Here is a 15,563-nt window from a genome sequence, read left to right on the forward strand (position 1 = left end):
GGACGCCCCGCCGCTCATATAGTCATGCGTTTGGGGTTGCCTAGCGCGATTGTGATCCCGGATCGATCCGGGCCACCCTCACCCCGCCGCTTTTCAAAGCAGCGGGGCGGGAAGATCACGCCTTGGCGGCGTTCTTCTCAGCCTTGGCGGCCTTGCGCTCGGCGTACTTGACGCCCTTCTTAGCGGCAGCCTTATCGGCCGCTGCGACGACTTCGATCACCGAAACCGAACCACCAGCCTTCTCGACCGCCTCGATCGCACCCTTCGACGCGCCGGCGACGGTGAAGCTGAGCTTCGCGGTCAGTTCGCCCTTGCCGAGCAGGCGCACGCCGTCCTTGCCGCCACGGGCCAGGTTCGCTGCCTTCAGCGCGGCATGGTCGAGCGACGCACCGGCTTCGATCTTGCCCGCGTCGACCGCCTTCTGGATCGCGCCGAGGTTCACCTCGGCATAGTCCTTGGCGAAGATGTTGTTGAAGCCACGCTTCGGCAACCGCATGTGGAGCGGCATCTGGCCACCTTCGAAGCCGGCGATGCTTACGCCCTCGCGGCTCTTCTGGCCCTTCTGGCCGCGACCGCCGGTCTTGCCCTTGCCGGAACCGATACCACGGCCGACGCGGATCTTGGACTTACGGGCGCCCGCGTTATCGCGGATTTCGTTCAACTTCATGGTATGCACTCGCTTTCGCTTGTTACGCGCTGATGATTGGAAGGCGGTGCGCTTACTGAGTCACGGCGATCTTGTCACGTCCTTTCGTCGCGAGCGGATCGGCACATCCACATTGGCACGACGCGCGCCTCTTGCGCGGGGCAGCGCGTGCGTGATCGGCGGCTCGATCAGGCGGTTTGCCGCCAACGCTACCGCGATCTTCGCGGCAAAGCCGGCTAGGACCAGCGGCGCAGCAATGGTGAGGGCGGCGGCGGCACCAGCGATCACGCACGCAGGCGCCATGCCGAACAGAAATTCCGCATGATGTCATCGATCTAAATCTGCGAGGCGACGCCGGTCGGCCTTATCGTCCAGCTGCGAGATCAGCGCCCTGCAGGTCAACACCGTCAAAGTGGGCCAACCGCGCGCGTTCCACAGCGTTGGCGCGTAACGGGCATAGAAGAAGATTTCGTAATTCAGCATTCAGCCAAATAAGAGCACCCCCTCAATCGATCGACCGCCACGATCAAATGGTACGGCGCTGACGGAAGAAGATTCCGCCAATCAGCGCGGGAGCAATCCAGCAAGGCTCGCACGGTAAGTGCTATAGCGAACCACACGCTCGTCGCCAGCCAGTGTAACGGAACAATCCGGACAACCCGGTTCAGGAAGAACGTCGCGGCGGGCATCGCGCGGCTCATGATGGGTCCAGCCGAGCTTCGCGCTGACTGTCGCCAAGTGGACGCACACTACCAACGAAACCGCCAGCTTACGCAGCGCCGCGACGTAGATGAATGTCGAGCCCGGCTCTGCGGAGAGCCGGCCGCTGTGAACATGAAAAAGGGGCCGTCATGTGCATGACGACCCCTCTCAAATCCGGCGTTTACCGCGGCGTTTAAGCCTCGATCTTCACCATGTGCGCGACCTTGCGGATCATACCCCGAACCTCCGGGGTGTCTTCCAGTTCACGCGTCTTGTGCATCTTGTTGAGGCCGAGACCGATCAGCGTCGCGCGTTGGTCCTTTTCGCGGCGGATCGGCGAACCGGTCTGCGTGATCTTGATGGTTGCCATGTCAGTTACTCCGTCACGGCCGCGGCATCAGCCTCGGCAGTCTGCGAGCCGCCACGGCCGATCAGGTCGGCGATCTTCTTGCCACGACGCTGCGCAACAGCCTTGGGGCTGGTCTGCGACGTCAACGCTTCGAAGGTTGCGCGGATCATGTTGTACGGGTTGGACGTGCCGACCGATTTCGTCACCACGTCGGCAACGCCGAGCGATTCGAAGACGGCGCGCATCGGGCCGCCCGCGATGATGCCGGTGCCCTGCGGTGCCGAACGCAGCGTGACGAGACCGGCACCAAAGTGGCCGTTGCCGTCATGATGCAGCGTGCGACCTTCCTTGAGCGGAACGCGGACCATTGCCTTCTTGGCAGCGGCCGTCGCCTTGGAAATGGCCTCCGGCACTTCGCGTGCCTTGCCATGACCGAAGCCGACTCGGCCCTTGCCGTCGCCGACGACGACGAGCGCAGCGAAGCCAAAGCGCTTGCCGCCCTTGACCGTCTTTGAGACGCGGTTGATGTGAACCAGCTTCTCGATCAGCTCCTCGCCGCCGTCATCGGCGCCGGGGCCGCCACGGCCGCGGTTGTCACGACCGCCGCGATTGTCGCGACCGCCACGGTTGTTGCCGCCGCCCGGAGGACCACCGCGACCACGGCCGCCACGCGGACCACGGTTGTTGGGGTTCGCCGGCGCTTCGGCGGTACCGGCTTCTGCCGGGGCGCCTTCCTGCGACTGGATTTCGTTGGTGTCGGCCATTGTTAAAACTCCAATCCGGCTTCACGCGCGGCAGCAGCCAACGCCTTGACGCGGCCGTGGAACAGGAAGCCACCACGATCGAACACGACCTGCGTCACGCCTGCGGCCTTTGCCGCTTCCGCGATGCGCGTGCCCACCGACGTGGCCGCATCGATGTTGGCGCCGGACGTGCCGCGCACATCCTTCTCCAGCGTCGATGCAGAGGCGACGGTGCGACCATTCGCATCGTCGATCACCTGCGCGTAGATGTGCTTGCCCGAACGATGCACCGAAAGGCGCGGACGGCCCGAACCCCGCGCACGAAGCGCAGAGCGGTTGCGGCGACGCCGCTTCTCGAAGAGAGACATACCCTTGGTCGACATTACTTCTTCTTCCCTTCCTTGCGGAAGATGAACTCGCCGTCGTACTTGATGCCCTTGCCCTTGTACGGCTCGGGCTTACGCCAACGACGAACCTCTGCGGCGAGCTGGCCGACCTTCTGCTTGTCGGCGCCCGAAATCTCGACCGTCGTGTTGTCGGGGGTCTTGACCTCAAGACCTTCCGGCACGTCGATGTTGACGTCATGGCTGTAGCCAAGCTTCAGGTTCAGCACCTTGCCCTGTGCGGCGGCGCGGTAGCCCACGCCGTTGATCAGCAGCTTCTTGGTGAAGCCTTCGGTCACGCCAGTGACCAAATTCTGCACCATCGTGCGCTGCATACCCCAGAACGCGCGTGCCGCCTTGCTGTCGTTGGCCGGCTGCACCGAAATGCCGCCGTCCTCGAGCGCGTAGGTGATCTCTTCGCGCAGCGTCAGGCTCAAGATGCCCTTCGGCCCCTTCACGTTCAGCTTGCCGCCGTCGATCGTGGCGGTAACACCGCTCGGGATCGCGACCGGCTTTTTACCGATGCGGCTCATCAGAATACCTCCGCCAGCACTTCGCCGCCGACGTTCTGCTCGCGCGCTTCCGCGTCGGAGAGAACGCCCTTCGGCGTCGAAACGATCGTGATGCCGAGGCCGTTCATGACGCGCGGCAGTTCGGTCGAACCCGAATAGACGCGGCGGCCAGGCTTCGAAACGCGGGCAACGTGCTTGATCGCAGGCTGGCCCTCGAAATACTTCAGCTCGATGCGGATACCCGCAGCCGGGCCCATCTGCTCTTCGCTGTAGCCACGAATGTAGCCTTCGCGCTGGAGCACGTCGAGAACGCGAACCCGCAGCTTGGAGCCCGGCGTCAGGACGGAGTCCTTACGTGCGCGCTGGCCGTTGCGGATGCGGGTGAGCATATCACCCAGGGGATCGGTCAATGCCATCTCGTGATCCTTACCAGCTCGACTTCGTGACGCCCGGGATCATGCCCTTGTTGGCGAGATCGCGAAGCTGCACGCGGCAGAGGCGGAACTTGCGGTAGTAAGCGCGGGGACGACCCGTCAGCTCGCACCGGTTGCGAATGCGCGTCGGGTTGCCGTTGCGCGGAAGCTCGGCCATCTTCAGGCGCGCGATCATGCGCTCGCCATCATCCAGCGTCGCGTCGGCGGCAATCGCCTTCAGCGCGGCATATTTCGGCGCATATTTCTTGACCAGCGCTTTGCGGCGCTCGTTCTTGTTGATCGAACTCAGCTTTGCCATCTTATGCCGCCTTCTTTTCTTCGGCTTCAATCGGGAACGGGAAGCCGAACAGACGGAGCAGCTCGCGCGCTTCATCATCGGTCTTCGCGGTCGTCGCGACGATCACGTCCATGCCGCGGATCTGATCGACCTGATCGTAGCTGATTTCCGGGAAGATCAGCTGCTCCTTGAGGCCGCAGGCATAGTTGCCGCGCCCGTCGAAGCTCTTGTCGTTCAGGCCACGGAAATCGCGGACGCGCGGGAGCGCGATCGTGATGAAGCGGTCGAGGAACTCGTACATGCGCTCACGGCGCAACGTGACCTTTACGCCGATCGGCATACCCTCACGCAGCTTGAACTGCGCGATCGACTTCTTCGCCTTCGTGATGACAGGCTTCTGGCCGGCGATCAGCTCCATTTCGGTAGCCGCCTTGTCGACCTTCTTCTTGTCCTGCGTCGCTTCGCCGACGCCCATGTTGAGAACGATCTTGTCGATGCGCGGAACCTCCATAGGGTTCTTATAACCGAACTTCTCGGTCATCGCCTTGACGATGCGATCGTCGTAAATGCCCTTCATCCGGGGCTTGTAGGCATCAGCCACTGATCTTCTCCCCGGTCTTGACCGCGACGCGGACCTTCTTGCCGTCCTGCATTTCGAAGCGGACGCGCGTCGGCTTGCCGTCGGCGGTGACGTGCGAGACGTTCGACGCGTCGAGCGGCGCTTCCGAACGCTTCAGGCCGCCCTGCGGGTCACCCTGGGTCGGCTTGGTATGACGGACGTGGACGTTGACGCCCGCGACGACAACCTTGCCGTCCTTCGGGAACGCTTGGGTCACTTCGCCGGTCTTGCCCTTGTCCTTGCCGGACAGGACAATGACGCGGTCACCCTTCTTGATCTTTGCGGCGGCCATTACAGCACCTCCGGCGCAAGCGAGATGATCTTCATGTGCTTTTTGCCACGCAGCTCGCGCACGACCGGGCCGAAGATACGGGTGCCGATCGGCTCCTCGTTCTTGTTGACTAGGACGGCGGCGTTGCCGTCGAAGCGGATCACCGAACCGTCGGCACGGCGAATGTCCTTCGCGGTGCGCACGATAACGGCGCGATGCACGTCGCCCTTCTTCACGCGGCCGCGCGGGGCCGCTTCCTTGACGCTGACGACGATGATGTCGCCGACGCTGGCAGTACGGCGCTTGGAACCCCCAAGCACCTTGATGCACATGACCCGCTTCGCGCCGCTGTTGTCAGCGACGTCGAGATTGGACTGCATCTGGATCATAGATCCGCTTCCTTCTCATATGGGGCCGATACCGACCGGACCCCGACTGCAATGTGACGCTTACGCGTCGACGTCGACCCGCTCCGGCGTCGCGTGGGTGTTAACCCGATCGATCACCTTCCAGGTCTTCAGCTTGGAGATCGGCGCGGTCTCTTCGATACGCACCGTTTCACCCTGCTTATACTCGTTGCTCTCGTCGTGAGCATGATACTTCTTCGAGCGGCGGATGATCTTGCCGTAGAGCGCGTGCTTGACCTTGCGCTCCACGTTCACGACCACCGTCTTGTCGCCCTTGTCCGAGACGATCAGTCCCGTGAGCACGCGCTTCGGCATGTCTACTTCCTTACTTGGCAGCCGCGTCGCGCGAGCGAGCGGTCTGCAGCGTCTTGATACGGGCGATGTCGCGGCGGACTTCGCGAACCCGGCTCGGCTTTTCGAGCTGGTTGGTCGCGGCCTGGAACCGGAGGTTGAACGCCTCGCGCTTCAGGTTGCCAAGTTCCTCGGACAGCTGGTCCTCGGACTTCGCCTTCAGATCGTCGATCCGTGCCATATTACACGACTCCCAGATGCGAGGTGTCGCCAAGGCGGGCGACAACCTTAACCTTGATCGGCAGCTTCATCGCTGCGCGGCTGAACGCGACTGCGGCGATATCGCCGGGCACGCCGTCCAGTTCGAACAGGATGCGGCCTGGCTTGACCCGTGCCGCCCAGAACTCCGGCGAACCCTTACCCGAGCCCATGCGGACTTCGGCAGGCTTGCCCGAAACCGGAACGTCCGGGAACACGCGGATCCACAAACGGCCCTGGCGCTTGATATGACGCGTGATCGCGCGGCGAGCCGCCTCGATCTGGCGTGCGGTCAAACGATCCGGCTCCATTGCCTTCAGCCCGTACGAGCCGAAGTTGAGCGTGGTGCCACCCTTGGCGTCGCCATGAATGCGGCCCTTGAAGGCCTTGCGAAACTTGGTCTTTTTTGGTTGCAGCATGATTCAGTCCTTAGCGACGGTCGTCGCGCGCCGGGCGCACGCCGGAGGTCTGAGCCTCCATCATGATGCGCTCTTGCGCGAGCGGGTCGTGGCCGAGGATCTCACCCTTGAAGATCCAGACCTTGACGCCGCAAACGCCGTAGGCGGTGTGCGCCTGCGCTTCCGCATAGTCGACGTTCGCGCGCAGCGTGTGAAGCGGCACCCGGCCCTCACGATACCATTCGGTCCGTGCGATCTCGGCGCCGCCAAGACGGCCACCGCAGTTGATCCGGATACCCTCGGCGCCGAGACGCATCGCCGACTGCACCGCACGCTTCATGGCGCGGCGGAAGGCGATACGACGCTCGAGCTGATCGGCGATACCCTGCGCGACGAGCTTCGAGTCGACTTCCGGCTTGCGGATCTCGACGATGTTCAGCGACACGTCAGACGTGGTCATCGCACCAAGCTTCTTGCGAAGCTTCTCGATGTCCGCACCCTTCTTACCGATGATGACACCCGGACGGGCGGCATAGATCGACACGCGGCACAGCTTGGCAGGACGCTCAATCACCACCTTGGAGATCGCCGCCTGCGGCAGCGTCTTCATGATGTACTGGCGCATCTTGAGGTCTTCGAGAAGGAGACGACCATAGTCGGCGCCTTCCGCATACCAGCGGCTGTCCCAGGTGCGGTTGATCTGCAGGCGCAGACCGATCGGGTTCGATTTTTGACCCATTATGCTTCTTCCTGCTCGCGCACGACGATGCGCAGACGGCTGAACGGCTTGAGGATGCGGGTCGACTTGCCGCGACCGCGCGTGGCGAACCGCTTCATAACGATCGACTTGCCGACCGAAGCCTCGGACACGACCAGCGCGTCGACATCAAGGTTGTGGTTGTTCTCGGCGTTGGCGATGGCCGAGGCCAGCACCTTGCGCGCGTCGATCGCCATGCCCTTGGTCGAGAACTGCAGGATGTTCATCGCATCGCCGACCTTCTTGCCGCGGATGAGCGCGGCAACCAGACCAAGCTTCTGCGCCGATCCGCGGATCTGCGTGCCGACCGAGAGAGCTTCCTTCTCACCGACCTTGCGGGGGGATTTCGCCTTAGACATCAGCGCTTGCCCTTCTTGTCAGCAGCGTGACCGGGGAAATACCGCGTCGGCGCGAATTCGCCGAGCTTCATGCCCACCATGTCCTCGTTGACGGAAACCGGCACGAACTTGCGGCCGTTGTACACGCTGAACGTCAGGCCGACGAACTGCGGCAGGATCGTCGAGCGACGCGACCAGGTCTTGATCGCACCACGCGCGTTGGTGTCCTGCGCGGTTTCTGCCTTCTTCAGCAGATGGAGGTCCACGAAAGGACCCTTCCAAACTGAGCGAGCCATCTTAGCCCTTCCTCTTCGTCGAATGACGCGAACGGATAATCATCTTGTCCGTCGACTTGTTGTGACGGGTGCGCGCACCCTTCGTCGGCTTGCCCCACGGCGTGACCGGATGACGGCCACCCGAGGTCCGGCCTTCACCACCGCCGTGCGGATGGTCAACCGGGTTCTTGGCGACGCCGCGCGTGAGCGGGCGGATGCCGAGCCAGCGGTTGCGACCAGCCTTGGCGAGGTTGGTGTTGCCGTTGTCCGGGTTGGACACCGCACCGACAGTCGCCATGCACGCGGCGTGGATGTAGCGCTGCTCGCCCGAGTTGAGGCGGATCATCACCATGCCCTTGTCGCGACCAACGACCTGAACGTAGGTGCCGGCAGACCGTGCGAGCTGACCGCCCTTGCCCGGCTTCATCTCGACGTTGTGGACGATCGTGCCGACCGGCATCTGGCCCAGTTCCATCGCGTTGCCCGGCTTCACGTCGGTCTTCTTGCTCGCGATCACCTTGTCGCCAACGGCGAGGCGCTGCGGCGCGATGATGTACGCGACGTTCGACTTGCCCTCGGGCGTATCGCCGTAGTTGATCAACGCGATGAACGCAGTGCGGTTGGGATCATATTCGATCCGCTCGACCGTACCCTCAACATCCCACAGGCGACGCTTGAAATCGATGATACGATAGCGCTGCTTGTGACCGCCGGCGATGCCGCGCGAGGTGACATGGCCCTTGTTGTTACGGCCGCCGGTCTTGCGCTTGCCTTCGGTCAGCGCCTTGACGGGGCCGCCCTTGTGCAGGCCGCTACGATCGACCAGGATGAGACCACGGCGCGCCGGGCTCGTCGGATTATAATGCTTCAATGCCATCGGATCAGATCCCCGTCGTCACGTCGATGGACTGACCGTCCTTCAACGTCACGATCGCCTTCTTGACGTCCGAGCGCGTGTAGGGCGCGCCCTTCCACTTCTTGGTCTTGCCCTTCTGCACGATGGTGTTGACGCCAGTGACGTCCACCCCGAACAGCGCCTCGACCGCAGCCTTGATTTCCGGCTTGGTCGCGTCGTGCGAAACCTTGAAGACCACGGCGTTGTGCTCGGAGAGCATCGTCGCCTTTTCGGTGATGTGCGGCGCAACGATCACGTCGTAATGACGGACCGCGATATCGCCAGTCTGCTTCTTAGCCATTGAAGCGCGCCTCCAGCTTTTCAACGGCAGCGCGGGTCAGGACCAGCGTGTCGTGCTTCAGGATGTCGTAAACGTTGGCGCCGGCAGCCGGCAGCACGTTGATCGTCGACAGGTTGCCCGCGGCGAGCGCGAAGGTGTTCTCGACCATGTCACCGTCGATGACCAGAGCAGTCTTGCCGGTGCCGAGCTTTGCCCAATCCGCGATCAGCGTCTTGGTCTTGCTTTCGGCGACGGTCAGGCTGTCCATGACGACCAGCGTGCCTGCCTTGGCATGACTGCTCAGCGCCATCTTGAGGCCGAGCGCGCGGATCTTCTTGTTCAGACCCGGATTGAAATCGCGGGTGCGCTGGCCGTGCGCCTTACCACCACCGATAAAGATCGGCGCGCGGCGATCGCCGTGACGTGCGGTACCGCCGCCCTTCTGGCGACCGAACTTCTTGCCGGTGCGGGCAACGTCAGCGCGCTCACGCGTGCCGCTTGCGGTCGCGCGGCGCTTTTCGAGCTGCCAGGTGACGACACGGTGCAGGATGTCTGCGCGGGGATCGAGGCCGAAGACCTCGTCGTTCAGCTCGATATCGCCAGTGGCGTTATCGGCGAAGGATTGAAGCGTAACCTTCACGATCAGCCCTCCTGGCCGTCGGTGGCCGCTGCGTCGTTCGCCGTATCGGCGGGCGTCTCAGCAGGCGCATCGTTGTTGTTCTGGGCGGCCTTGAGGCCGGCGGGGTACGGCGCGTCCTTGTGACGGTCGACCTTGACCGCATCCTTGACGAGCAGCCAGCCACCCTTCGATCCGGGCACCGAGCCCTTGATGAAGATCAGGCCACGCTCGACGTCGGTCGACACGATCTCAAGGTTCTGCTGGGTACGCTGCGCGTCGCCCATGTGGCCGGCCATCTTCTTGTTCTTGAAGACCTTGCCCGGATCCTGGCGCTGACCGGTCGAACCGAGCGAACGGTGCGACACCGACACGCCGTGGGTCGCACGCAGACCGCCGAAGCCCCAGCGCTTCATGCCGCCCTGGAAACCCTTGCCCTGCGTATAGCCCTGCACGTCGACGATCTGGCCGGCGACGTAATGATCGGCAGCAATCTCTGCGCCAACTTCGAGGACCGCGTCGTCGGACACGCGGAATTCGCGGACGATCGCCTTGGGCTCAACCTCGGCCTTGCCGAAGTGGCCGCGCTGCGGCTTGGAAACATTCTTGGTCTTCGCGACGCCGGCGCCCAACTGGACAGCGACATATCCATCACGATCGGCCTCGCGAACGGCCACGACCTGGAGAGCGTCGAGCTGCAGAACGGTAACCGGCACGTGCCGGCCGTCGTCCTGGAACAGACGGGTCATCCCCAACTTCTTCGCGATCACGCCAGTGCGCATGATCTGATCCCTTTCTATAACAGAGGCACGCCACGGGGAATTCCGTAGCGTGCGTGCTCAACCCGAAACATTTTATACTGCGTCGGCCCCGACCCGGGCTGGTGCTTCCTTATAGCAGGAAGCGTGTCGGGGGACGCAGACCCGGAGAGCTCCGGCGGTATCCCATAAACTGCCCTGCGAACAGGGCCGAATCTCTTGTGAAGCGGCGCGTTTACGCGAGCTTGATCTCGACGTCAACACCAGCGGCGAGGTCGAGCTTCATCAGCGCGTCCACCGTCTGCGGAGTCGGCTGAACGATGTCGAGCATGCGCTTGTAGGTGCGAACCTCGAACTGCTCGCGCGACTTCTTGTCGATGTGCGGGCCACGGTTGACCGTGAACTTCTCGATGCGCGTAGGCAAAGGAATCGGGCCACGGATGAGTGCGCCGGTGCGGCGGGCGGTGTCGGCGATGTCGCCGGTCGCCTGATCGAGCACGCGATGATCGAACGCCTTAAGGCGAATGCGGATGTTGCTGTCCATGTACCCTACCAATGCGAAAGAGCGGGGTGACCTCCCTCGGTTGATCCCCGGCAAAATGCCAAAGGTCGGTCCGAGAAGCCACCGCTGATTGTTCAGTTTAAAACCGGAGGAGCGCCCTTAGCGGGAGCTCCTACAAAAAGCAACCGCCCGCGCCTCTTTCGAGACGCGGGCGGTAAACTTTTTCAGCGAAGAAGCGGAAAGCTTACTTCGTGATGCCCGAAACGATGCCCGAACCCACGGTGCGGCCACCCTCACGGATCGTGAAGCGCTGGCCAACGTCCATAGCGATCGGCGCGATCAACTTCACGCCGAGTGCGATGTTATCGCCCGGCATGACCATCTCGGTGCCCTCGGGCAGCTCGACGGTGCCGGTCACGTCCGTGGTCCGGAAGTAGAACTGCGGACGATAGTTGGCGAAGAACGGCGTGTGACGGCCACCCTCGTCCTTCGACAGCACGTACACTTCAGAAGCGAAGTCGGTGTGCGGCTTGATCGAGCCGGGCTTGCACAGCACTTGGCCACGCTCGACCTCTTCACGGCCGACGCCGCGGATCAGCGCGCCGATGTTGTCGCCAGCCTGGCCCTGATCGAGCAGCTTGCGGAACATTTCAACGCCGGTGACGGTGGTCTTGCGAACCGCCGGGTGGATGCCGACGATCTCGACTTCCTCACCAACCTTCACAACGCCGGTCTCGACGCGGCCGGTGACGACCGTACCGCGACCCGAGATCGAGAACACGTCTTCGATCGGCATCATGAACGGCTTGTCGAGCGGACGCTCGGGCTGCGGCAGGTACGTGTCGACTGCTTCCATGAGCTTCAGAACGGCGTTCTTGCCGATCTCGTCGTTGCTGCCGTCCAGAGCCTTAACGGCCGAGCCCGGGATAACCGGGATGTTGTCGCCGTCGAAATCGTACGACGACAGCAGCTCGCGGATTTCGAGCTCAACCAGCTCGAGGATTTCTGCGTCGTCGACCAGATCGACCTTGTTCATGAACACAACCATCGTCGGCACGCCGACCTGACGGGCGAGCAGGATGTGCTCGCGGGTCTGCGGCATCGGGCCGTCGGTCGCCGAGACGACGAGGATCGCGCCGTCCATCTGCGCCGCGCCGGTGATCATGTTCTTCACATAGTCAGCGTGGCCCGGGCAGTCGACGTGCGCATAGTGACGCGCCGTGGTCTCGTACTCGACGTGTGCGGTCGAGATGGTGATGCCGCGCTCGCGCTCCTCAGGAGCCTTGTCGATGTTGGCATAGTCGACGAACGTCGCGCCACCGGTCTCGGCGAGAACCTTGGTGATCGCTGCGGTCAGCGAGGTCTTACCATGGTCGACGTGACCGATGGTGCCGATGTTGAGATGCGGCTTAGTCCGCTCGAACTTTGCTTTAGCCATGATTCCCTACCTTATTGATCGTTTCCGTGCCGGGGATGCCGCGCGAAAGCGGCCCCATAGCGGCTCCAATTGAAGAACGCCAGCCCTGCGTTGAAGCCCGCACGCCGCAAACCGCCGCGCGAGCTTTAAATGCGTCAGGCCAGCTTCGCCTTGACCTCGTCCGCGACGTTCGCCGGGACTTCGTCATAGTGCGAGAACTGCATGCTGTACTGCGCGCGCCCCTGCGTGAACGAACGCAGCGAGTTGACGTAGCCGAACATGTTGGCCAGCGGCACCATCGCCTCGACCGACTGTGCGTTGCCGCGGCTGTCGGTGCCCTGGATCTGGCCACGACGGCTGTTCATGTCGCCGATGACGTCGCCGAGATAATCCTCGGGAGTGACGACCTCAACCTTCATGATCGGCTCGAGCAGCTTGATGCCCGACTTCTGCGCCGCCTCACGCATCGCTGCGCGGCCGGTGATTTCGAACGCCAGCGCCGACGAGTCGACGTCGTGGTAGGCACCGTCGTACAGCAGGATCTCGAAGTCGATGATCGGGAAGCCGACCAGCGAGCCCGTGGCTGCCGTCTCGCGGAAGCCCTTTTCGATCGCGGGGATATATTCCTTCGGGATGTTACCGCCCTTGATCTCATCCTTGAAGATGATGCCCGAACCGCGCTCGCCCGGCGTCAGCTTCACCTTGACGCGACCGAACTGGCCGGTGCCGCCCGACTGCTTCTTGTGCGTGTAGTCGATGTCGACCGGCTTGCCGAGGTATTCGCGGTACGCCACCTGCGGCGCGCCGACGTTGGCCTCGACCTTGAACTCGCGCTTCATGCGATCGACGATGATCTCGAGATGGAGCTCGCCCATGCCCTTGATGATGGTCTGGCCGCTTTCCGCATCCGACGAGACTCGGAACGAGGGGTCCTCGCGGGCGAGGCGATTGAGCGCGACGCCCATCTTCTCCTGATCGGCCTTGGTCTTCGGCTCCACCGACAGCTCGATCACCGGCTCCGGGAATTCCATCCGCTCGAGGATGATCGGCGACGAGATCGCGCACAGCGTGTCACCGGTCGTCGTGTCCTTGAGACCTGCCAGAGCGACGATGTCGCCGGCATAGGCCGCCTGGATGTCCTCACGGTCATTCGCATGCATCAGCAGCATACGACCGACCTTCTCCTTCTTGTCCTTCACGGTGTTCGTGACCTGCGACGAGGTCTCGAGCTTGCCCGAGTAGATGCGCGCGAAGGTCAGCGTGCCGACGAACGGATCGTTCATCACCTTGAACGCCAGTGCCGAGAACGGCGCGTCGTCCGACGAGGGGCGCTCATCCGGCGTCTCGCCGTCGAGCTTGACGCCCTTGATCGCTGGAACGTCGAGCGGGCTCGGCAGGTAGTCGACGACGGCGTCGAGCAGCGGCTGCACGCCCTTGTTCTTGAACGCCGAACCGCACACCACCGGCACGAACGACATGTTGAGCGTGCCCTTGCGGATCAGGCTCTTGAGCGTCGCAACGTCGGGCAGATCGCCTTCGAGATAGGCTTCCATCGCAGCATCGTCCTGGTCGACGACCAGCTCGATCAGCGCCTCGCGGGCCGCAGCCGCCTTGTCGGCCAGCTCCGCCGGGATGTCCTGATATTCGAACTTCGCGCCAAGGCTCTCCTCGAGCCAGACGATCGCGCGGTTGTTGACCAAATCGACCAGACCCTTGAAGTCGCCTTCCATGCCGATCGGGAGATACAGCACCGCCGGCTTCGCGCCGAGGCGCTCGATGATCGAGTTGACGCAGAAATCAAAGTTCGCGCCGGTGCGGTCAAGCTTGTTGATGAAACACATGCGCGGCACGCCGTACTTATCAGCCTGGCGCCACACCGTCTCCGACTGCGGCTCCACGCCGGCGACGCCGTCGAAACAGGCGACCGCTCCGTCGAGCACGCGCAGCGAACGCTCGACCTCGATCGTGAAGTCGACGTGGCCCGGCGTGTCGATGATGTTGATGAGGTGCTCTTCGCCCTTGCCATCCTCGCCCTTCCACTTGCAGGTGGTGGCAGCCGACGTGATCGTGATCCCGCGCTCCTGCTCCTGGACCATCCAGTCCATCGTCGCCGTGCCTTCATGCACTTCGCCGATCTTGTAGGACTTGCCGGTGTAGTAAAGGATGCGCTCGGTCGTCGTCGTCTTGCCGGCGTCGATGTGCGCCATGATGCCGATGTTGCGATAGCGGTCGAGCGGATGGCTGCGGGCCATGATGCGTCACTCCTGGGTGCCTGGACGGCGGTAAAAACGGGCGGCGGAAAGTGTTCACCAATCGTGCCGTGCCGCGCGATAGCCGCTCGGCGCAGATGATGAAATAAAAATGTGGTGGCGAAGCCTCTCGGCTCCGCCACCCATATAGGTCATCATGGCGAGTCTTACAAACCCGCCATGATGGACATGCTTACCAGCGGTAGTGCGAGAACGCGCGGTTCGCTTCCGCCATGCGGTGCGTATCTTCGCGCTTCTTCACCGCGTTGCCACGGTTGTTCGACGCATCGAGCAGTTCGCCCGACAGACGCGCCGACATCGTGTTCTCGCTGCGCGAACGCGCAGCCGTGATCAGCCAGCGGATCGCCAGCGCCTGCGCACGCTCCGGACGGACTTCGACCGGAACCTGATAGGTCGCACCACCGACGCGGCGGCTGCGAACTTCGATGCCCGGCTTCACGTTCTGAAGCGCGTCGTGGAAGACCCCGATCGGATCCTTCTTGGCGCGCTGCTCGACCGTAGCGAGCGCGGTGTAGACGATACCTTCCGCGACCGACTTCTTGCCGTCCAGCATGACGCTGTTCATGAACTTGGAGAGAACCTCATCCCCGTACTGGGGATCAGGCAGGATGACCCGCTTTTCGGGACGACGACGACGTGCCATTTCAAATTCCTTCTTGTGCTTCAGCCGGTCCGAAACCTGTTCGGGGCTTACTCTGGCAGATTACTTGGGACGCTTGGCGCCGTACTTCGAACGCGACTGCTTGCGGTCCTTCACACCCTGCGTATCGAGCACGCCGCGCAGGACGTGGTAGCGAACGCCGGGAAGATCGCGCACACGCCCGCCGCGGATCAGCACGACCGAGTGCTCCTGCAGGTTGTGGCCTTCGCCCGGAATGTAGCTGATGACTTCGCGGCTGTTGGTCAGGCGGACCTTGGCCACCTTGCGAAGCGCCGAGTTCGGCTTCTTCGGGGTCGTCGTGTAGACGCGGGTGCAAACGCCACGCTTTTGCGGGTTCGCTTCCATCGCAGGAACCTTGGACTTGGCCTTCTGCGGATCGCGGCCCTTGCGGACCAGCTGGTTGATCGTCGGCATGAATCTCTTCACCTTGGAGTTTTGGTTACTTTGCTGGAGCCATCACGCCCCCCCGGAACAATATGGGGAATACAAAAGGGCCTTCGGGAA

The 15,563-nt window shown here is 62.9% G+C and carries 26 protein-coding genes; all 26 read right to left on the reverse strand.

The genetic code is table 11. The annotated features are described in order from the left end of the window. Positions 1-115: 115 nt before the first annotated feature. On the reverse strand, positions 116-667 hold the full coding sequence (rplO, locus tag OXR00_RS09030; RefSeq protein ID WP_267387950.1) for a 50S ribosomal protein L15: 552 nt from the start codon (positions 665-667) through the stop codon (positions 116-118). 60 nt (positions 668-727) lie between these two features. Then, positions 728-934: a hypothetical protein gene (locus OXR00_RS09035; RefSeq protein WP_267387951.1), complete on the reverse strand. Its 207-nt coding sequence runs from the start codon at positions 932-934 to the stop codon at positions 728-730. A gap of 607 nt (positions 935-1,541) precedes the next feature. After that, positions 1,542-1,718 (reverse strand): 50S ribosomal protein L30, encoded by a 177-nt coding sequence (rpmD, locus tag OXR00_RS09040; RefSeq protein ID WP_069206795.1) that lies wholly within the window; start codon positions 1,716-1,718, stop codon positions 1,542-1,544. Positions 1,719-1,723: 5 nt separating this feature from the next. Then, positions 1,724-2,461, reverse strand: coding sequence for a 30S ribosomal protein S5 (gene rpsE, locus OXR00_RS09045; RefSeq protein WP_242150054.1), 738 nt, complete (start codon positions 2,459-2,461; stop codon positions 1,724-1,726). Positions 2,462-2,463: 2 nt separating this feature from the next. Further along, complete coding sequence (rplR, locus tag OXR00_RS09050) at positions 2,464-2,823, reverse strand: 50S ribosomal protein L18 (protein WP_276592997.1); 360 nt, start codon at positions 2,821-2,823, stop codon at positions 2,464-2,466. Continuing rightward, a complete protein-coding gene (rplF, locus tag OXR00_RS09055) occupies positions 2,823-3,356 on the reverse strand; it encodes a 50S ribosomal protein L6 (protein WP_267387954.1) in 534 nt (177 codons plus the stop codon). Before rplF ends, rplR begins: the two co-directional genes overlap by 1 nt. After that, entirely contained in the window at positions 3,356-3,751 is a 396-nt protein-coding gene (gene rpsH / locus OXR00_RS09060) for a 30S ribosomal protein S8 (protein ID WP_069206798.1), read from the reverse strand. Before rpsH ends, rplF begins: the two co-directional genes overlap by 1 nt. Positions 3,752-3,761: 10 nt before the next feature. Next, positions 3,762-4,067 (reverse strand): 30S ribosomal protein S14, encoded by a 306-nt coding sequence (rpsN, locus tag OXR00_RS09065; RefSeq protein WP_242150048.1) that lies wholly within the window; start codon positions 4,065-4,067, stop codon positions 3,762-3,764. A 1-nt stretch (position 4,068) separates the two neighbouring features. Next, positions 4,069-4,647 carry a 50S ribosomal protein L5 gene (gene rplE / locus OXR00_RS09070; RefSeq protein WP_242150045.1) on the reverse strand — a complete coding sequence of 193 codons (579 nt, stop codon included), beginning with the start codon at positions 4,645-4,647 and terminating at the stop codon, positions 4,069-4,071. Continuing rightward, a complete protein-coding gene (gene rplX / locus OXR00_RS09075; protein WP_267387955.1) occupies positions 4,640-4,957 on the reverse strand; it encodes a 50S ribosomal protein L24 in 318 nt (105 codons plus the stop codon). The genes rplE and rplX overlap by 8 nt, the downstream gene beginning before the upstream one ends. Further along, entirely contained in the window at positions 4,957-5,325 is a 369-nt protein-coding gene (rplN, locus tag OXR00_RS09080; RefSeq protein WP_093226344.1) for a 50S ribosomal protein L14, read from the reverse strand. The genes rplX and rplN overlap by 1 nt, the downstream gene beginning before the upstream one ends. 60 nt (positions 5,326-5,385) lie before the next feature. Beyond that, positions 5,386-5,658: a 30S ribosomal protein S17 gene (gene rpsQ / locus OXR00_RS09085; protein WP_242150038.1), complete on the reverse strand. Its 273-nt coding sequence runs from the start codon at positions 5,656-5,658 to the stop codon at positions 5,386-5,388. A gap of 10 nt (positions 5,659-5,668) precedes the next feature. Further along, positions 5,669-5,875 (reverse strand): 50S ribosomal protein L29, encoded by a 207-nt coding sequence (rpmC, locus tag OXR00_RS09090; protein ID WP_069206804.1) that lies wholly within the window; start codon positions 5,873-5,875, stop codon positions 5,669-5,671. Position 5,876: 1 nt separating this feature from the next. Beyond that, positions 5,877-6,311 carry a 50S ribosomal protein L16 gene (gene rplP / locus OXR00_RS09095; protein WP_069206805.1) on the reverse strand — a complete coding sequence of 145 codons (435 nt, stop codon included), beginning with the start codon at positions 6,309-6,311 and terminating at the stop codon, positions 5,877-5,879. A 10-nt stretch (positions 6,312-6,321) separates the two neighbouring features. Then, a complete protein-coding gene (gene rpsC / locus OXR00_RS09100) occupies positions 6,322-7,029 on the reverse strand; it encodes a 30S ribosomal protein S3 (RefSeq protein ID WP_242150035.1) in 708 nt (235 codons plus the stop codon). After that, complete coding sequence (rplV, locus tag OXR00_RS09105) at positions 7,029-7,406, reverse strand: 50S ribosomal protein L22 (protein ID WP_242150032.1); 378 nt, start codon at positions 7,404-7,406, stop codon at positions 7,029-7,031. Before rplV ends, rpsC begins: the two co-directional genes overlap by 1 nt. Further along, a complete protein-coding gene (rpsS, locus tag OXR00_RS09110) occupies positions 7,406-7,681 on the reverse strand; it encodes a 30S ribosomal protein S19 (RefSeq protein WP_130156697.1) in 276 nt (91 codons plus the stop codon). The genes rplV and rpsS overlap by 1 nt, the downstream gene beginning before the upstream one ends. A 1-nt stretch (position 7,682) precedes the next feature. Next, the gene (gene rplB / locus OXR00_RS09115; RefSeq protein WP_267387956.1) at positions 7,683-8,537 is read right to left on the reverse strand and encodes a 50S ribosomal protein L2; all 855 of its coding nucleotides are present in this window, start codon (positions 8,535-8,537) and stop codon (positions 7,683-7,685) included. Between the two features lie 4 nt (positions 8,538-8,541). After that, a complete protein-coding gene (locus tag OXR00_RS09120) occupies positions 8,542-8,856 on the reverse strand; it encodes a 50S ribosomal protein L23 (RefSeq protein ID WP_242150025.1) in 315 nt (104 codons plus the stop codon). Next, complete coding sequence (rplD, locus tag OXR00_RS09125) at positions 8,849-9,475, reverse strand: 50S ribosomal protein L4 (protein ID WP_267387957.1); 627 nt, start codon at positions 9,473-9,475, stop codon at positions 8,849-8,851. The genes OXR00_RS09120 and rplD overlap by 8 nt, the downstream gene beginning before the upstream one ends. Before the next feature lie 2 nt (positions 9,476-9,477). Further along, positions 9,478-10,233 carry a 50S ribosomal protein L3 gene (gene rplC / locus OXR00_RS09130; RefSeq protein ID WP_242150018.1) on the reverse strand — a complete coding sequence of 252 codons (756 nt, stop codon included), beginning with the start codon at positions 10,231-10,233 and terminating at the stop codon, positions 9,478-9,480. Positions 10,234-10,444: 211 nt separating this feature from the next. Continuing rightward, positions 10,445-10,753 carry a 30S ribosomal protein S10 gene (rpsJ, locus tag OXR00_RS09135; protein ID WP_007406109.1) on the reverse strand — a complete coding sequence of 103 codons (309 nt, stop codon included), beginning with the start codon at positions 10,751-10,753 and terminating at the stop codon, positions 10,445-10,447. 202 nt (positions 10,754-10,955) lie between these two features. Next, positions 10,956-12,149: an elongation factor Tu gene (gene tuf / locus OXR00_RS09140; RefSeq protein ID WP_242150015.1), complete on the reverse strand. Its 1,194-nt coding sequence runs from the start codon at positions 12,147-12,149 to the stop codon at positions 10,956-10,958. A 134-nt stretch (positions 12,150-12,283) separates the two neighbouring features. Beyond that, entirely contained in the window at positions 12,284-14,380 is a 2,097-nt protein-coding gene (fusA, locus tag OXR00_RS09145) for an elongation factor G (protein ID WP_242150012.1), read from the reverse strand. Between the two features lie 190 nt (positions 14,381-14,570). Further along, positions 14,571-15,041 (reverse strand): 30S ribosomal protein S7, encoded by a 471-nt coding sequence (rpsG, locus tag OXR00_RS09150; protein ID WP_242150009.1) that lies wholly within the window; start codon positions 15,039-15,041, stop codon positions 14,571-14,573. Positions 15,042-15,101: 60 nt separating this feature from the next. Beyond that, complete coding sequence (gene rpsL / locus OXR00_RS09155; protein ID WP_093226361.1) at positions 15,102-15,473, reverse strand: 30S ribosomal protein S12; 372 nt, start codon at positions 15,471-15,473, stop codon at positions 15,102-15,104. Positions 15,474-15,563: the final 90 nt, after the last annotated feature.

The organism is Sphingomonas sp. GC_Shp_3, from assembly GCF_026540945.1.
In the GTDB taxonomy this organism is placed as follows: domain Bacteria; phylum Pseudomonadota; class Alphaproteobacteria; order Sphingomonadales; family Sphingomonadaceae; genus Sphingomonas.